Raw genomic sequence first — 16656 nt, 5'->3', positions numbered from 1 at the left:
GCGCGGGCGGCGCTCGATTTCCGCCCCGCCATCCCCCTCAAGGCAGGCCCTAGGCGCTCAAAGCTTCATCATGGCGCGCACAACGACGCCAACAATCCGACAACCCTCTGCACACATTTCCACGGGATAGGCAGGGTTGAGCGGTTTCAGGTAGCGCCGGCCGCCATCCTCGACCAGCTTCTTGAAGGTCGCCTCGTTGCTGTCGGCCAGCTTCGCCACCACCAGTTTCCCGGAGGTTGCATCAGCCTCGGTGTCGACCAGGATCATCATGCCTTCGGTAATACTGGTACCGACCGGCGATGTCATCGAGTCGCCTTTCACTTCAAGCCAGAACGCCGCCCCCTTGGAGTCGTAGTCCGAGACTTCGTAGCGATCGGAAAACCCTGGCGGGAAGGGTTCGACGGCCTCGGCCCAGGCGCCGGCGGCAACCCAGCTGATCACCGGGTAACGAAAGGCCATTTTGGGCTGCGGTACGGCTTGTACGTTGCTGTCTGCGGTTTCCGGGCCTTCGCCAATCGCAAGCCATTCGGCGCGATAACCCGTCGCCTTCGCCAGGGCGTACAGGTTCTCTGGCCTCAGGCTTTTGCTTTCCCCTGAAATCCATTGGGTAACGGCGGAGTTCGCCACGCCGCAAGCGGCCGCGATCTCGCCCTTTTTCATGCCGCTGGCCGCAATGGCCTTGGCGATTCGTTCGTGTCGTTCCATAGGCGGAGTTTAAGTTAGCTGAATTTAAGTATGCAGCTTACCGAAGGCTGCCGTTGACGACGAAAGTTTAGCATGCTGAAATTAATGGGCGCATCCGAAGAAGCGCAAAGGGGGTGATCCGTGCAGTGTGCAGTGCGGTATCGCCCGTTACATCGTGTCATTGGAGCGTCGAATGAACATGCCCGAAATGGATCCCGCCCTCTGGGCTGCTGTACTCACCTGGGTGCTGGTGCATCAGTTCCAGCTCTATGCCGCCGGCCTGTCGCTGGTGATCGCTGCCTTGCGGGTTGTCTACGGCGGCGGTGGCTGCAGGCAGACCATCCTGGAGGCCGCGCTCTGCGGCCTCATCACCCTGGCCTTGGTGCCATTGCTCGACTGGTTGTTGCTGCCCCAAGGCATGGCCGCGTTCGCCGGCGGGGCGGTCGGCCTGATGGGGGTGGAGAAGCTGCGCGGTTACTCGGACCTGATCATGTTGCGCAAGGCCAAGGGCTGAAGAGCGGCCTTTGCAGGCCGCTCGCGGGGGGCGGCTTACTGGCCGAGGACGAAGGTCGCCAGCGCCTTCAGGTCTTCCGCGCTCAACTGCGCGAAAGACGGCATGGGCACATTGCCCCATTTGCCGCTGCCCCCTTGCTGGATGCTGGCCATCACTTTCTCCAGTGCCTGCGAATCGCCGGCGTATTTGGCCGCCACGTCGTGATAGGCCGGGCCCACGACCTTGTGATCGGTGGCGTGGCACGACAGGCAGGCATTGTTCTGCAGCAGCGCCATGGCATCGTTCTTTGCAGCAGGGGCGCCTTGCGCCTTCGATGGGTAAGAGGCGGCTTGCACCTTGGCGTCGCTTGCCTGGGCAGTGCCATAAGTCGCCGCCAGGTAGGCGCCGATGATGCTCACATCGTCATCGCTGATCGGCGCGCCGTACGCGTTTTTCATCTTGCCCGCTTCAGCCGTCCATTGCTCCAGGCTCATGCCTGGCGGTTGGAAATTGATGTAATCGGCAGAATGGCAGGTCGAGCATTTCTGTTGCGCCAAGGCGTAGCCCGGCAGGGAACTGGGTTTGAATGCGGCCGTTTCCGGCGGCAGTTCGATCGACAGCGGCGCTGCCCCAGCCATGGCCATCCAGCACGCTTGCGTGGCGAAGATCAAGGCGGACACGGGTTTCGTGCAATTCATGCTACCCCCTCAGGCAATGGTCACGTGGGTCGTTTCCACGACGTTGCGGCGGTAGCCGGCGGGGTTCCAGCTGGCTTGCAGTGGCTGGGTTTCGCCTGCGTGGTTGGCGGCGCGCACCATCAGCTGAGTCGCCCCTCGGTGGCTGAAGGTGATCGGCAGCGTCCACTCGCGGAAGGAAAAGCGACCCAGGTCCTGCCCGAGTGTGGCGGCGCGCCATTGCTTGCCACCGTCGATCGACACCTCCACTTTGTCGATGCCTTCACCGCCATCGAAGGCAATGCCCTTCAGCACCACGGACTGTTTCAGCGGCAGCACGTCGCCGTGGCTGACGCTGGTGATGAAGCTGCGCACGGGCAATTTCGAGATCGGCCGGGTTTTCTCGGGTGTGGTGCCGGGGGCGACGCAGGCGCAGTCGTTGTCCGGAACGCGGTATCCCTTCGCCATGAAGAAGCCTTCATGGGTGTGGTCGAGCACTTCGATTTCACTCAGGTGCTTGACCCAGTAGGTGCCGAAATAGCCCGGCACCACCAGACGGATGGGGTATCCGTTGAGGAAGGGCAGTTCGGCGCCGTTCATGGACCAGGCAATCATGGGTGTCCCGTCCAGGGCGTGGTCGATGTCCAGGGCCTTGGTGAAGTCCGGCGTAGTCTCAAGCACCGGCTTGTCCAGGCCGTTGAAGCTCACCTGTTTCGCACCGGCCTTCACGCCGGCCTTTTCCAGCACCGTCTTGAGCGATACGCCCAGCCAACGGGCGTTGCCCATCGAGCCATTGCCCAACTGGGCCCCGAACACGCGGGGCATCGAGAAACCGCGGCTGTTGCCCGAGCACTGGTTGACGGCCACGACCTCGACCGGTTCGGCCAGCGCTTTCAGTTCGGCAAGGGAGAGTGACAAGGGGGTATCGACCAGGCCCTTGATCGTGAGGCGGTAGGTATCGGGGTCGATGCTGGTAGGGAAGTTGGCCAGGTGGTAGCGGACGAAGAAGGCGTCGTTCGGGGTGATGGGGCCCTCGTTGAAGACGCGAAACGGGGTTTCCAGGTGGGGAGGGCGAGTGCTTACCAGCGTCAGCGGTCGCTTTTGCGGGTACTCGACCAAAGGCCGTGGGCCCGCGGCGACACTGACTTCCTCGGCCGTTTCCTCGGCTGCCCTGGCCAGGCTGGCCAAGGGGCTGGTCACCACGGCGAGGGCGAAGGCATCGCGCAACACACGCCGGCGGCTGAGGGCTGAGCCATCAATAAAACTGAGTTTCATCCTGTACTCCAATCATTGCTCAGCGACCAGTATCCACATGTGTCGTTAAGGTGCTTATCACTCGGCGTCAATCTCTTCGCATTCGATGACAACGCCCACATTTCGCCAATCGGCACTGAGGTGGGGGAGATCTGCCGAACACGGGTAAGGGCGATGAAGTTGTCACGTAGTGCAAATGAGTTGTCATGAAGAGAAAAGCAGGTCGCTTGCAAACTGCGTAGAAGCATTGTTGCCTGCCTGCAGCGGGGCTTCGAACAGTGGCGCTTTTCAGGCATCTGGAGGCGCTGCGACGACTGTTATCTGCTTGACACTCATAAGAAGAAAATATGCTCAGAAAAATCAATATTGCCTGGCGTGCATCTATGGGGTTCTGCTTGGTGACTGCGTTGACTGCAGTCTTGGGAGGATTTTCACTGTTCAAGCTGGAGGACATGCGTGCAAGCACGCGACAAATAAGCGAAGACTGGTTACCGGGTGTGATGGTCTTGAGCGAGGGTGCGCAAAACGTGCAGCGTATCCGCGCGCTGACCCTGCGCCTGATGATCAACCGGGACCCACAGAGCCTGGAGCAGAACTACAGCAAGATCGAAGCGCTCAAGGCTGAAAGCCGCAAGGCGATGGACGAGTACGAAAAAACCATCCTCTCCGAAGAAGACCGGAGCAAATACGATCGCTTCAAGGATGCCGAAGCGGCTTATCTGACACTTCAGCGGCAAGTGACCGACTTGTCCCGTGCGGACCGGGTCGACGAAGCGCGGAACATCATCAACGGTGAGATGAACCCGCGTGCCGACGCATTGAGCAAGGCACTCGCCGACCTGATCGAGCTGAACAACCGTGGCGCCAATGGGGCCGCTGCCAACAGCGTGGAAGTGTTCGAAAGTGCCCGTAACGGGGTGCTGGCGGCGCTGTTGATCGTTGCCCTGACGTCAGGTTTCATCGCCATCAGCCTGATCCGCAGCATCATCCTGCCGCTGCGTCAGACAGTCCGGCTGGCCGAGACGGTGGCAACCGGCAACCTCACCACACGCATCGAGGACGTTGGCAACGATGAGCCCGCGCGGCTGATCGGCGCTTTGGCCACCATGCAGGCCAATCTGCGTGACACCATCCAGGCCATTGCCGAGTCGTCCAATCAACTGGCTTCGGCTGCCGAAGAGTTGAACGCGGTGACCGAAGATGCCAGTCGTGGGCTGCATCAGCAGAGCGGCGAGATCGAGCAGGCGGCCACGGCGATCAATGAAATGACCAGTGCGGCAGAGGATGTTGCCCGCAACGCAAGCTCTACAGCCGACGCCACGCGCTCGTCCGACCTGACTGCGCAGGAGGGGCGCCAGCAAGTCCTGCGCACGGTGGGCGCCATTTCCGAGCTTGCCAATGGTGTGACGGCAACCGCCAGCGAGGTCGAGAACCTGGCCGGTCGGGTACGGGACATCAGTCAGGTCGTCGATGTCATTCGCTCGGTGGCCGAGCAAACCAACCTGCTCGCGCTCAACGCCGCCATCGAAGCGGCCCGGGCGGGGGAGGCCGGGCGCGGGTTTGCCGTGGTTGCCGATGAAGTACGCAGCCTTGCGCACCGTACCCAGCGTTCGACTCAGGAAATCGAGCAATTGGTGGCGGCCATCGAAGGCGGGACGGCGCTGGCGGTCGATGCCATGAAAGGCAGCAATACGCGCGCGCGCGACACCCTGGAAATGGCCCACGCGGCTGGGCAGGCCCTGGATCAGATTGCCACGTCGTTCACCCAGATCAATGAACGCAACCTGGTGATCGCCAGTGCTGCCGAGCAGCAGGCGCAAGTCGCCAGGGAAGTGGACAGCAACCTCGCCACAATCCGTGATCTGGCTTCGCAGACCGCGGCCGGTGCGACCCAGACCAGCGCTGCCAGCCAGGAGTTGTCACGCCTGGCCGTGTCGCTGAACGGGCTGGTGTCGAGGTTTGCGATCTAGCAGGCCAGGTGGCTTTACACAACGCGGTAGCAGCGCAGTGTCTGCGCCGCGTTCAAGCGCCTGGCGCGCCTTCACACGGTGGTCAAGATACTGCACTCGCCTTTGCATCCAGTGCCTTGGCAGCACGTGCCATTGCACTCAGTACCTTGTGTATTTGGTCTCGCTCGACACGCAACTCGACGCTTTCCTTGTCGACTTCAAAGTCGAGCGCATTGACCAACATGCGTTCCAATTCAGGAAGTGATTTCAGCGATTTTTTCAGTGTGTGGATCCTGAAATAGCCATGCTCAGAGAGTATCCAGAAATAGAGCGTGTGGTGCTGGTATGAAAGCGTCATGGCCACTTGGGGCTCGAACTCGGAGCCGCTGATGGATTGGTAATCACCATAGGCCAAGGGGTAAAGCGCTTTCTTCGCCTGCTCCGATTGCAACTGCAGGGCCAAATGGTAGCTGAACAGTTCAGCATGCATCCCGCTCATGCGGCTTCTCTTGAGCAGGTACACCTCATCTTCAACAAACCGAAGCGCGTGCTCGCCGCAGTAGTGGAATACGGCAGGGGTGTGCACCATGACTTCACGCCAGGGTTCAAGTTTTTTGGCGCTATCGATGACGGCGTCCAGCTGGGTTTCAACCGGCGTGCCGAGGTCGAGTCTATCCAACAGTTGGTGGAGAAGCTTTCGAGCGTCTTTTTCGTTGTAGCCTGCGCCGCCTCTCAATAGCCGCTTCCAGCTGGCCTGCTCAGAGGCAGAGTTGACCAGGAACGAATAATTCGAACCGCTGAACAACAGGTAGTCGCCCAGCGAAAGCAGCGCCCGCTCCCAGCGGAAATCAGCAAGGCTGTTCAAGCCGCGGGCATCGAACATGAACGCCACTTTTGCCAAGTACTCTGTGAAGCGCCGTTGCAGCACAAGGTGATCGTTGGCATTCCATTCATCCAGGCCGGCCGCCTGACGCTTGGCCAAGGCGCCACTGAAGTCCAGCAGGAACTCGATCTGGCCCTTGAAGTAGCCGTGTAGCTCCGCCTGTTCAATCAATTCGCGCCAACCCTCATGCGCGATCAACAGTTCGGCCTTGAATTGTTCCTCGTTGACTTGTTGCTGATAAAAACCCGCCGTCGGCTTTTCATGGTTTGCGAAGTGCTGAAGTATTTCGCCCGCATGGGGAAGCAGACTCTGCACCGCCAGCAGGCTGCGCTGCATGTCGGCAGGACGCTCATAGCTGGAGTTGATCGACAAGTTGTAGATGATCCGCATCCATTCCAGCAGTGCCTGCGGCTCAGGCTGCACGTCCGATGCACGAAGAAATGCCACATAGGCGAACAGCTGCACCAGGTCTGTATAGGCCAACGCAGCGGGGTCGCTGACCAACCGTTGGAATGTGACGGTTTCGTTGAAGTACGGGTTTTCGCCCATCAAGGCATTGAACCGGTTGCCCTCGGGGCTCCAGGTTTCCAGCAACAACATGAGGGTGTCGGAGAACGCTCGCTCCAGCCATTTCCCCTTGTGATAGAGCGCGTAGTTGGACTTCAACGGCTTGTTTCGGAAAGCGGCGACATCCTCCAGGTAACCCGGTGCGGCGGGATCGCGGCAAATGAACGCGATGGCATGGAAGAAGTTCATGATCGCATCATCGAACAGGTGCGTTTCCTTGTCGCGATAGGCCCAGAAGAAGTCCGCCCAACGGGTGTCCATGCGGCGCGCAAAATAGTCGGCGACCGAGAACGGCTGGCCGCTGATATCACGCGTTTCGTCGCCATATTGGCCTTTGAGCTCATGCTCGTAGCGGGCTTTGAACGTCTCGAAAGCCGTCAGCGGTTTGCCGCGGGCGTTCATCTTGATGTACAGGTCATCGGACAGCCCGAAATGCTCGAGGTCAAGCAACTGGAAGGTGATCACTGGCTGTTGTTCATCGGTCAGCCGTGCATAACCCCCTTGTACGTCACTGAAGTGTTCATGGATCGCTTTGAGCATCGCCAGGCAGGACTGAATGGTCGGGTCCAGGCGCCAGTAACGGAAGTACCACGCCTGGTTCTGGATCAGTTGGTCCAGCGAAGCGTCGTCGGCGGCCTCACGCAGCGGCCAGAAGTTCACCAGTTTGTCGAAGAACTCGCTGCTGCTCGGGCGAACACTGTAGGTAAAGCGTGAGTGACTGCCCTCGCAGAATACTTGGCGGAATTGCGCTTCGCTGCCATCGCGCCAGGCAAGGTACCAGTGCATCAGGAAGAGGGTTGTCAGACGCTGCTGGCCATCGAGAGGCAGAAACTTGTCGACATCGACGCTGCCGTAGATGAAGTCCAGGTTCAGGGGCAGGGCAGGGTCGTTCGGCGTCAGGCCAAATGCCTGTTTCAACGTGCCGAGAAATTCCTTGCGGACATCTTCAGCGGCCTGCCGACCCTGGGCATAGTCGCGTTGAATCATCGGAATCTGAATGCGCTGGTGGCGGTTCAGCAATTGCTGCAGGGTGATCTGGATGCCGGATTCGCTCATGGGGTAATTTCCTGGGCTGCGCTGAAGAAGCCCACCAGGGCCCGGTTTATTTCGGCCAGATAGGCCTCACGGTCGTCCTGGCTCCAGAACATGACGTTGTCGGCCTGCGGGCTATAGCATTTGAGGAAGACGTTGCGGGTACACAGCGGCACGAAGATGCCCGATTGGTCGAGCGCCAGAAGCGCCTTGCGCTTCACTGCGAAGACAGCGTTCTTGTAGCTGCGGTTGGTACTCTTATCCAGCAAGGTCAGGTTGCTGATGCCGTGTTCTGTCGGCGTCTCGTCCTTCTCCTGGAAGAAGGCCAGCAGTTTGTTGTAGAGCGTCTCAAAGGCGCTGTCCGAATGGTTTTCCTTGGACTTCTTGATAAAGCTCTTGATAGCGCTCGACAGCTGGCGTGCCTGGTCACTGCCGTTCTGGGTTTCAAGATAGCCCGCACACAGATTCAGCCAGTTCAGTTGGTCATGCTGACGCAGGGGGCGGCTGGAGGCTACCGAGCGTACATGCTCGATGTCCCACTCACCGTTCTTGAAACTGTCGAACTGGAAACGCATGTTGGAGCGAGGGCTGGCCAGCAAGGTGGCCAGATTGAACAGCAGCAGCAGGGAGCGGATCTCTGCCGAATGGCGTCCATACTCCAACGCTTCGAGACGCTCGCTGATGCACGAACGCAATGCTTCGGGTGTCAGCGCATCGAGGTTGTTGGCGCCGATGGCTTTGGCAAAGACCGCTTTGCGCAATTTGCGATCGAAGTCGCTCTTGGTCGTTTCTTGCGACAGCTCGCAGAGCTGGGCCACATCCATGCCCTGGTGAATGAGGAAGCCGACGATGTGGTAAAGCGTGCGATCTTCGAACCACTCCTCGAGCATCATGTAGGTCTGCTTGATCCGCAGCCACTCTTGCGAAGCCGCGGCAGGCGCTTTTAGCTTGTTGCTGTAGGCATGGAAGATGCTGTGCTCGTCCTGCTCCGCGCCAGCCCCAAGGCCGTCGACTTTGGTTACCAGCTCGAAGAGGAAACCGATGCGGTTCTGCGGCCTGCTCTGTTGATTGCTCAAGAAGTACCAGAATTCGTCAGCCTGCAAGGCTTTCTCCAACTGGTCCCATTCGTGCGCGATCTGAATTTGCTGGGCGGCGGTTTGTGTTTCGTTCGCATCACCCCGCTTGAGGAACAGTGCACGGATCAGCTCGTCATCGGTCAGAGGAATCTTGCCTACGTTCAAGCGGGTGAAGGCATCGACGGCGTTGTCCTGCGCTGCCAGTTCGAACCAGATGACCTTGGTTTTGTTCAGCAACGCAGATTTGATGTCGCCCACTTCGTGCTCACGATCACTGAACCAGTCTTCAATGGTGTTGATAGCACTGTGCAGGTAGAAGTAGTCCACGTTGCTGTCGGCATCAGCCTCATCAGGGTTGTCCAGAAACGCCAAGAGCTGCGGTCGGGTTTCGTAGTCGAGGCTGTAGAGCTTCTGCCGGTACTTCTCGGTCTGCCGTTCGTTGAAATGGCGCAGGATCAGCAACAGCGTGGTCAGCCGTTGCTGACCATCGACCACCTCGAGCGGGCCGTGCTCGGTGGCTTTGATGACCAGCGGTTGCAAGCAGTAGAAGTCATCCGGCTGAGGGTTGCGGCGCTGGCTGAACTCACGAATGTCCTCCAGCAACTGGGTAACTTGCAGTGGCTTCCAGCGGTACCCGCGCTGATAGGCGGGAATCCAGAACCGGGTCGGGTTGCCTGCGTCGTCGGTGAGGAGTTCATGTATGGGTTTGAGGCATAGATCGGAATGCTTCATTCGAATCCTTTCTGGGCGTTACCTTGGGTCACTGCCAGGTTGATTGAGCAGGGATGAACCTGACCCCATGCGATTCAGCGCGGTCAGGGTTCAAATGACCTTGATCGTTATCACTGGTTGTCCGGTGCGTTCTCTGGCTGTGCGGATCGTACCGCTGAATGATGGCTATGTGCTAGCTACTGATGGCGGTTTGACGGCGCTTGAGTGCGCCTGGCGTTGGCCTGCGGGCACACTGACAAAGGCGAAATTGTCGCGAAGTACGAGGTCACCTATCGACAGGATCCCGAATCGGGTTCCGGTAGTCTTATCTGGCCAAAATCACACTGGGAGCCCATGGTTTAGCGGTGCTGCAATGACATGAGCGTCCCGAGCGTGCGGCCGCCGACTAGCGCTTCGCAAGCGCCATCAGCGCGCGCTTCGCTTCATCGCTGTTCAGCCGCTCGATGAACAGCAACCCTTCCTTGGCCACCGTCGCCGCCAGCTCTTCGCGATGCGCATCCTTGAGCAGCTGCTTGCTGATGCGCAGCGCATCGGCAGGCAGCTGTTGCAGGCGCCGCGCCAGCTTGATGGCGGCGACCTGACATTGCGCGCCATCGTCGAACAGCTCGTTGGCCAACCCCCAGTTCACCGCCTGCGCGCCGTCGAGCATCTGGCTGCACAGCAACAGCTGCGCCGCGCGTGCATGGCCGAGCAGGCGTGGCAGCAGCAGGCTCGCACCAAACTCCGGGCACACGCCCAGTGGCACGAACGGCGTGCGCAACTTGGCGTCGCGGGTCACCAGTACCTGGTCGCAATGCAGCAACAGCGTCGTGCCGATGCCGATCGCGGCCCCGGCAACCGCGGCGATCAGCGGTTTGTCGAGCGCCAGCACCGCGAACATCATGCGAAACACCGGGCTTTGCAGGTCGGTGGGGGGCTGGTCGAGAAAGTCCGGCAAGTCGTTGCCGGCGGTGAAGCACTCGGCGCTGCCGGTCAGTACGATGACCTGCACCTGCGGGTCGCTGTTGGCCGACTCGAACAATTCCGCCAGGCGCGTGTACATGGCGTTGGTCAGGGCATTGAGCTTGTTCGGGCGGTTCAGGCGCAGGGTCAGCAGGCCTTCGTCGAGTTCGTGCTGGATCAGGTCGGTCATCGGGAGCCTCGGTTGTTCTTGTGGTGGGTGCTGAAGCAGCTGTCGCCGGAGTATCGCGTTCAAGCCCACTTGCTGTACAGTCGTTCAACTGGACTAGCCGAGCTTGAGGACGACAGATGACCCAGGAAGCCCGCTTCAGCCGCATGCTGCCCGAACTGCGCAAGGCCAACCTGGTCGAGGCCACGCTGGCCTGCCTGAAGCGCCATGGTTTCCAGGGCGCCTCGATCCGCAAGATTTCCGCCGAGGCCGGGGTCTCGGTGGGGCTGATCAGCCACCACTATTCCGGCAAGGACGAGCTGGTCGCCGAGGCCTACATGGCCGTCACCGGCCGGGTCATGCAGCTGCTGCGCGAGGCCATGGCCCAGGTTGCGCCCAACGCCCGCGAACGCCTGTCGGCGTTCTTTCGCGGCTCGTTCAGTGCCGAGCTGCTCGACCCGCAGCTGCTCGATGCCTGGCTGGCGTTCTGGGGCGCGGTGAAGACGGCCGAGGCGATCAACCAGGTTCACGACCATTCCTACGGCGAATACCGCCGCGAACTGCGCACCTTGCTCGCGGAACTGGCGCGGGAGGAGAGCTGGGAACAGTTCGACGCCGACCTCGCCGCCATCAGCCTCAGCGCCTTGCTCGATGGGCTGTGGCTGGAGTCGGGGCTGAACCCGGGCACCTTCACCCCGGCCCAGGGCGTGCAGATCTGCGAGGCCTGGGTCGATGGCCTGCAGGCCGGCGGTCGGCAACGCTTCACCACGCACACCGAGGGCTGTTGATCGGCCGTTCAGCAATCGCTAGTCTTGGCGCACTCTAATAAGAAACACGCCTTCGGGCGCATCAGGACCATCTGCAATGACCTCTCGGGTACTGATCGTCGACGACGATCCGCTGATTCGTGACCTGCTCCAGGCCTACCTGTCCCAGGAAGGCTACATCGTCCACTGCGCCGCAACGGCAGAACAGGCCGAAACCCTGCTGGCCGAGCAGCCGGTGGAACTGGTGATGCTGGATATCCGCCTGCCCGGCAAGGACGGCCTGACCCTGACCCGCGAGCTGCGGGTGCGCTCGGAAGTGGGGATCATCCTGATCACCGGGCGCAACGACGAGATCGACCGCATCGTCGGGCTGGAATGCGGCGCCGACGATTACGTAAGCAAACCGCTCAACCCCCGTGAACTGGTGTCCCGCGCGAAGAACCTGATCCGCCGCGTGCGTCACGCCCAGGGCGCCCGCCCGGCCGCAGCGGCCAATGCCAGCCTCAAGCAGTTCGGCGACTGGTCGCTGGACTGCGACCGCCGCCGCCTGGTCGATCCGCAGGGCGCGGAAACCTTGCTGACCCATGGCGAGTACCAGCTGCTCAGCGTGTTCCTGCGCAACAGCGGCCACACCCTGAGCCGCGACCAGCTGATGGATCAGATCCGCAACCGCGAGTGGGTGCCCAACGACCGCTCCATCGACGTGCTGGTCGGCCGCCTGCGGCGCAAGCTGCATGACGACCCGGCCGAGCCTGAGCTGATCATCACCATCCACGGCGCCGGCTACCTGTTCACCGCCAGCGTGGCCGCGTGAGGCGGTACCTGCTCGGCCTGCTGGCGTTGCTGGCCAGCGCTACGTTGCAGGCCGCGGGTACCGTCCGCTATTGCGATTACCCGGTTTATCCACCGGTGTCCTGGAGCGATGGCAAGCAGCCTCGCGGGCTGGCGCCGACCGTGGTCCGCGAACTGTTCGGGCGGCTGGGCTATCAGGTCGAGATGGTGGTGCTGGGCAACTGGCAACGCTGCCTGCTCGACGCTGCCGAAGGGCGGGTGGACGTGGTGCTGGCCTACACCTCCGAGACGCGCGCCCAGTCCATGCGCTTTTCCCAGGTGCCGGTGCTGCGCGAGGAAGTGGCGGTGTTCGCCAATCGCCAGCACCCGCTGAAATTCGAGAAGCTCGAAGACCTGGCCCGGTACCGCGGCGGGCTGCTGTTCGGCGAAAGCTACGGCCCCGCGTTCGACCGTTTCGTGGCGCAGCACCAGAACATCGAATGGGTGTCGGACAGCGGCCAGAACTTCGGCAAGCTGATGCGCGGGCGCATCGACTTCGTGATCCAGGAGCGGCGCACCGGCCAGCTGTTCGTCGAGAGCTTGCCCGGTGCCCGGGACATCGTCGCGCTGCCCCAGGCACTGAGCGTCGACTACCTGCGCGTGGCGGTGTCGCGCCGCTCGCCGCTGAGTGCACGGATGAACGAGATCGACCAGCAACTGCTGCAGATGACCGACGCCGGCGAGCTGGAGCGCTGGCTGCATGAAAGCGAGGTCACCTACCGCGACATGGTCAGCCAGCCATGAGCCGCCTGCAACCGGGTGGCCTGCTGCGTCGGCTGCTGTTGTTCATCCTGCTGTTCAGCCTGTGCTTCACGGTGCTGGCCAGCAGTGTGCAGCTGTATTTCGAATACCGCCGCGAGATGCGCGACATCGATGCGCGCATGGCGCTGATCCGCGCGGGCTACCTGGCCAGCCTGGAGCGCAGCCTCTGGGACCTGAACCAGGAGCAGCTGAACGTGCAGCTGCGCGGGTTGGTGGATTTTTCCGATGTGGCGCGGGTGCGCCTGAACAGCGCCGACTTCACCTTGCAGCAGGGCGAGCCGTCGCCCCAGGGCCCACTGCGGGTCGAGCGTTTTCCCCTGGACTACCAGCCGCCCTCCGGGCCTTTGCGCCACCTGGGCGAGCTGGAGGTGAGCATCGACCTGGGGGCGGTGCATCGGCGGCTGTTCGCCACGGGCCTGACCAGCCTGTTGTGGATGAGCGTGTTCCTCTGCGGGCTGGCGCTGGCGTTGTCCGGGCTGTTCTACCGGCTGGTGACCCGGCACCTGCAGGTCATGGCCGACTTCGCCCGACGCATCGGGGCCGGGCAGTGGCATGAGCCGCTGCGCCTGAACAAACGCCGCTCGCCGCACACGGATGAAATCGACAGCGTGGCGCTGGCACTGGACGACATGCGCCGGGCCATCCTCAGCGACATCGAGCGTCGCGAAACCGATCGCCTGGCGTTGCAGGACAAGCGCGATGAACTGCAGAAACAGGTCGAGCGCCGCACCGAAAGCCTGATGCGCGCCAAGAACGATGCGGAAGCTGCGAACCTTGCCAAGTCGCGCTTCCTCGCCACCATGAGCCATGAGCTGCGCACGCCGTTGAACGGTATCCTCGGCATGGCCGAACTGCTGCGTGGCGCAGGGCTGGCCGCTGCGGACCGTGAACGGCTGGAGGCGCTGTACAAGGCAGGCGAGGGGCTGCTGGGCATCCTCAACGAAGTGCTGTACTTCGCCCGGCTCGAAGAAGGCGAAAGCCATCCTGAGGCCGTGGATTTTTCCCTGCGCCAGTTGTGCGCCGAAGTCCTGACCTTGCTCGAACCCCGCGCCTCGGCCAACGACAGCGTGGTGATGTGCCGCATCGACCCGCAGCTGGCCGCCGCCCAGCACGGCGCCGAGCAGTACCTGCGCCAGGTGTTGAGCAACCTGCTGGCCAATGCGATCAAGTTCACCGAAGGCGGCGAGATCCTGGTCGAGATCGCGGTGCTGCGGCAGTCGGAAGGTCGCCAGCAGCTGCGCCTGAGCGTCACCGATGACGGCATTGGCATCTGCGAGGCGATGCAGCCGAAGATCTTCGACCGTTTCGTCCAGGCCAGCGAGTCGGTCGCCCGGCGTTATGGCGGTACCGGGCTGGGGCTTGCGATCAGCAAGCACCTGGTCGAGAAGATGGGCGGGCAGATTGGCGTACGCAGCCGCGAGGGGCAGGGGAGCTGCTTCTGGTTCGAGCTGGCGCTCGGGACGGCGCAACTTCCCCTGGCGGTGGTGGCGAGCGAGGTCATCGCAGCCGCCCCGCTGGAAATCCTGGTGGTGGAAGACGTCGCCTTGAATCGAGACGTGGTGCGCGGCCTGCTGGAGCGCGACGGGCACCAGGTGTGGCTGGCCGAGGATGCCGAGCAAGGCCTGCAGTGGTGTGCCCGGCGGCGTTTCGACCTGCTTCTGCTGGATGTGCACCTGCCGGGCATCAGTGGCGTGGAGCTGTGCCGGCAGCTGCGCGCCGGCGACACGCCCAACCGCGACACGCGCATTCTCGCGCTGACCGCCAGCGTCCAGCCGGGGCTGGTGCGTGGCTACCTGGATGCCGGCATGCAGGGCGTGCTGGGCAAGCCGCTGAAGCTTGCGAACCTGCGTCAGGCGCTCGCCGGGCAGGGCCAGGAACCCGCGCCGGCATCGACCCGCTGGCTTGACCAGGAGCTGCTGGACACCCATCGCACGTTGCTGGGCGAGCAGAAGCTGCAAGGGCTTCTTGGCGCATTGCTCGACGTCTTGGCACAACACCGCCGACCTTTGCTCGAGGCGGTCGAGGCGGGGGACTGTACCGAGGTGGTGCACCTGGCCCATCGGCTGGCGGGCAGCAGCGATTCAATGGGCTTTCGTGGCCTGGCGTTGACCTTGCGGCATCTGGAGGACCGCGCGCTGGCGCGCGAGGAGCGTGGCGTGCAGGCCATGGCGGCTCTGCTGCGCGAGCACCTGCAGCGGGCCGAAACCGGCCTGGCTGAGCTGCTGGCAGGCTGAGTGACAAAAAACTTACGACTTTTTACATCTTCGATCTTTACGTACAACCGGGCCTTACATCGCTTTCCAATAATCGGCTCAACCGCTGCTCACGCGGTCCTCGACGCTTATTGGAGATAATAATAATGAAAGGCCGTAAAGCTGAAGGTATCCACCTCACACGGGCATTGAAGAGTCGGCACATCTTCATGCTCTCGCTCGGCGGCGTGATCGGCACCGGGCTGTTCATGGGTTCGGGCGTGACCATCAACCAGGGCGGCCCGGTGGGTGCGATCCTGGCCTACCTGGTGGCGGGCTTCCTGATGTACCTGGTGATGGTCTGCCTGGGCGAGCTGTCGGTGCAGATGCCGGTGTCCGGCTCGTTCCAGGCCCACGCGACCAAGTTCATCGGCCCGGCCACCGGCTTCATGATCGGCTGGGTGTACTGGATGAGCTGGGCCACCACCGTGGGCCTGGAATTCACCGCTGCCGGCATGCTGATGGAGCGCTGGTTCCCCGGGGTGCCGATCTGGTACTGGTCGGCGCTGTTCGTTGCGGTGCTGTTCGGCATCAATGCGTTGGCCACCCGCGCCTTCGGCGAGGCGGAATACTGGTTCGCCGGGATCAAGGTGGCGGCGATCCTCGGCTTCATCATCGTCGGCGTGCTGGTGATCTTCGGCGCGATCCCGCTGACCAGCGGGGCACCGGCACCGATGATGAGCAACCTGATCGGCGAGTCGCTGTTCCCCAATGGCCTGTCGGCGGTGTTCGCCGTGATGATGACCGTGGTCTATGCCTTCCAGGGCTGCGAGATCATGGGCGTGGCGGCGGGCGAGACCGACCAGCCGGAAAAAAGCATCCCGCGGGCCGTGCGCAACGTGGTGTTCCGTGTGCTGATCTTCTATGTGCTGGCGATCGTGGTGCTGTCGGCGATCGTGCCGTGGCAGCAGGCGGGGCTGATGGAAAGCCCGTTCGTGCAGGTGTTCGACATGGTCGGCATTCCGTTTGCGGCGGACCTGATGAACTTCGTGATCCTCACCGCGATCCTGTCGGTGGGCAACTCTGGCCTGTATGCCTCCACCCGCATCCTCTGGGCGATGTCCAAGACCGGCATGGCACCCAGAAGCCTGTCGCCGCTGAGCAGCCGTGGCGTGCCGCTGCGGGCTCTGTTCATCACCCTGTGCTTTGCGCTGGTATCGCTGATGACCAGCTTCGTGGCGGCGGACACCTTGTTCATGGTGCTGATGGCCGTGAGCGGGATGTCGGGCACTGTGACCTGGATCGTGATTGCCCTGGCGCAGTACCGCTTCCGCCAGCAGTTCCTGCGTGATGGCGGTCAGTTGAGCGACCTCAAGTACCGGGCGCCGCTGTACCCGCTGGTGCCGCTGCTGTGCATCACCCTGTGCAGTTCGCTGTTCGTGTTCCTGGCGATGGACGAGACCCAGCGGCCTTCGTTGTACTGGGGCTTTGGGTTCATTGCGCTGTGCTATGCGGCGTATTTCCTGGTGCAGCGCAAGCGCCAGGGGGTTGGGCTGGAAGTGCCGGCGGCATGAGAAGGGTCTGGTAGGTGTTCGCCGGAGTCTTTGCAGCGCCTATGAGATCGAGCGCCGCCCGCGCGGCGCATCGCGAGC

The 16656-nt window shown here is 62.1% G+C and carries 13 protein-coding genes; 7 read left to right on the top strand and 6 right to left on the bottom strand.

The genetic code is table 11. The annotated features are described in order from the left end of the window. Window positions 1–57: 57 nt before the first annotated feature. On the bottom strand, window positions 58–705 hold the full coding sequence (locus PPL01S_RS23425) for a LexA family protein (protein ID WP_028625626.1): 648 nt from the start codon (window positions 703–705) through the stop codon (window positions 58–60). Window positions 706–877: 172 nt separating this feature from the next. On the opposite strand from PPL01S_RS23425, the gene PPL01S_RS23420 reads away from it, so the two are divergent. After that, the gene (locus PPL01S_RS23420; protein WP_016391114.1) at window positions 878–1198 is read left to right on the top strand and encodes a phage holin, lambda family; all 321 of its coding nucleotides are present in this window, start codon (window positions 878–880) and stop codon (window positions 1196–1198) included. Window positions 1199–1233: 35 nt separating this feature from the next. Here PPL01S_RS23420 and sorB read toward each other — a convergent pair whose 3' ends face one another. Both sorB and sorA read right to left on the bottom strand, forming a co-directional pair. Continuing rightward, complete coding sequence (sorB, locus tag PPL01S_RS23415; protein WP_028625625.1) at window positions 1234–1875, bottom strand: SorB family sulfite dehydrogenase c-type cytochrome subunit; 642 nt, start codon at window positions 1873–1875, stop codon at window positions 1234–1236. Between the two features lie 9 nt (window positions 1876–1884). Then, window positions 1885–3126 (bottom strand): SorA family sulfite dehydrogenase catalytic subunit, encoded by a 1242-nt coding sequence (gene sorA / locus PPL01S_RS23410; RefSeq protein WP_016391116.1) that lies wholly within the window; start codon window positions 3124–3126, stop codon window positions 1885–1887. A gap of 326 nt (window positions 3127–3452) precedes the next feature. On the opposite strand from sorA, the gene PPL01S_RS23405 reads away from it, so the two are divergent. After that, a complete protein-coding gene (locus PPL01S_RS23405; protein WP_028625624.1) occupies window positions 3453–5075 on the top strand; it encodes a methyl-accepting chemotaxis protein in 1623 nt (540 codons plus the stop codon). A gap of 82 nt (window positions 5076–5157) precedes the next feature. On the opposite strand, the gene PPL01S_RS23400 is transcribed toward PPL01S_RS23405, so the two are convergent. The 3 genes from PPL01S_RS23400 to PPL01S_RS23390 all read right to left on the bottom strand — a co-directional run bounded on the left by PPL01S_RS23400 (window position 5158) and on the right by PPL01S_RS23390 (window position 10476). Further along, window positions 5158–7560 (bottom strand): DUF262 domain-containing protein, encoded by a 2403-nt coding sequence (locus PPL01S_RS23400; protein WP_042156792.1) that lies wholly within the window; start codon window positions 7558–7560, stop codon window positions 5158–5160. Next, a complete protein-coding gene (locus tag PPL01S_RS23395; RefSeq protein ID WP_028625623.1) occupies window positions 7557–9344 on the bottom strand; it encodes a DUF262 domain-containing protein in 1788 nt (595 codons plus the stop codon). Before PPL01S_RS23395 ends, PPL01S_RS23400 begins: the two co-directional genes overlap by 4 nt. Before the next feature lie 385 nt (window positions 9345–9729). Further along, a complete protein-coding gene (locus tag PPL01S_RS23390) occupies window positions 9730–10476 on the bottom strand; it encodes an enoyl-CoA hydratase-related protein (RefSeq protein ID WP_028625622.1) in 747 nt (248 codons plus the stop codon). Between the two features lie 116 nt (window positions 10477–10592). Between PPL01S_RS23390 and PPL01S_RS23385 the strand changes: the two genes are divergently transcribed. From PPL01S_RS23385 to PPL01S_RS23365, 5 genes are all read left to right on the top strand, one after another. Continuing rightward, the gene (locus PPL01S_RS23385) at window positions 10593–11240 is read left to right on the top strand and encodes a TetR family transcriptional regulator C-terminal domain-containing protein (RefSeq protein ID WP_016391121.1); all 648 of its coding nucleotides are present in this window, start codon (window positions 10593–10595) and stop codon (window positions 11238–11240) included. Between the two features lie 76 nt (window positions 11241–11316). Further along, window positions 11317–12033, top strand: a complete 717-nt coding sequence (locus tag PPL01S_RS23380) for a response regulator (protein WP_016391122.1) — start codon at window positions 11317–11319, stop codon at window positions 12031–12033. Next, window positions 12030–12794: a substrate-binding periplasmic protein gene (locus PPL01S_RS23375; protein WP_016391123.1), complete on the top strand. Its 765-nt coding sequence runs from the start codon at window positions 12030–12032 to the stop codon at window positions 12792–12794. The genes PPL01S_RS23380 and PPL01S_RS23375 overlap by 4 nt, the downstream gene beginning before the upstream one ends. Further along, complete coding sequence (locus PPL01S_RS23370) at window positions 12791–15046, top strand: ATP-binding protein (RefSeq protein ID WP_016391124.1); 2256 nt, start codon at window positions 12791–12793, stop codon at window positions 15044–15046. The genes PPL01S_RS23375 and PPL01S_RS23370 overlap by 4 nt, the downstream gene beginning before the upstream one ends. A gap of 125 nt (window positions 15047–15171) precedes the next feature. Beyond that, window positions 15172–16578: an amino acid permease gene (locus tag PPL01S_RS23365; protein ID WP_033743419.1), complete on the top strand. Its 1407-nt coding sequence runs from the start codon at window positions 15172–15174 to the stop codon at window positions 16576–16578. The last annotated feature ends 78 nt before the right edge of the window (window positions 16579–16656 follow it).

It is taken from the genome of Pseudomonas plecoglossicida NBRC 103162 = DSM 15088 (assembly GCF_000730665.1).
GTDB classification, from domain to species: Bacteria; Pseudomonadota; Gammaproteobacteria; order Pseudomonadales; family Pseudomonadaceae; genus Aquipseudomonas; species Aquipseudomonas plecoglossicida.
The sequence above is the reverse complement of the archived record's forward strand: the minus strand, read 5'-3'. Positions and strand labels throughout refer to the sequence as shown.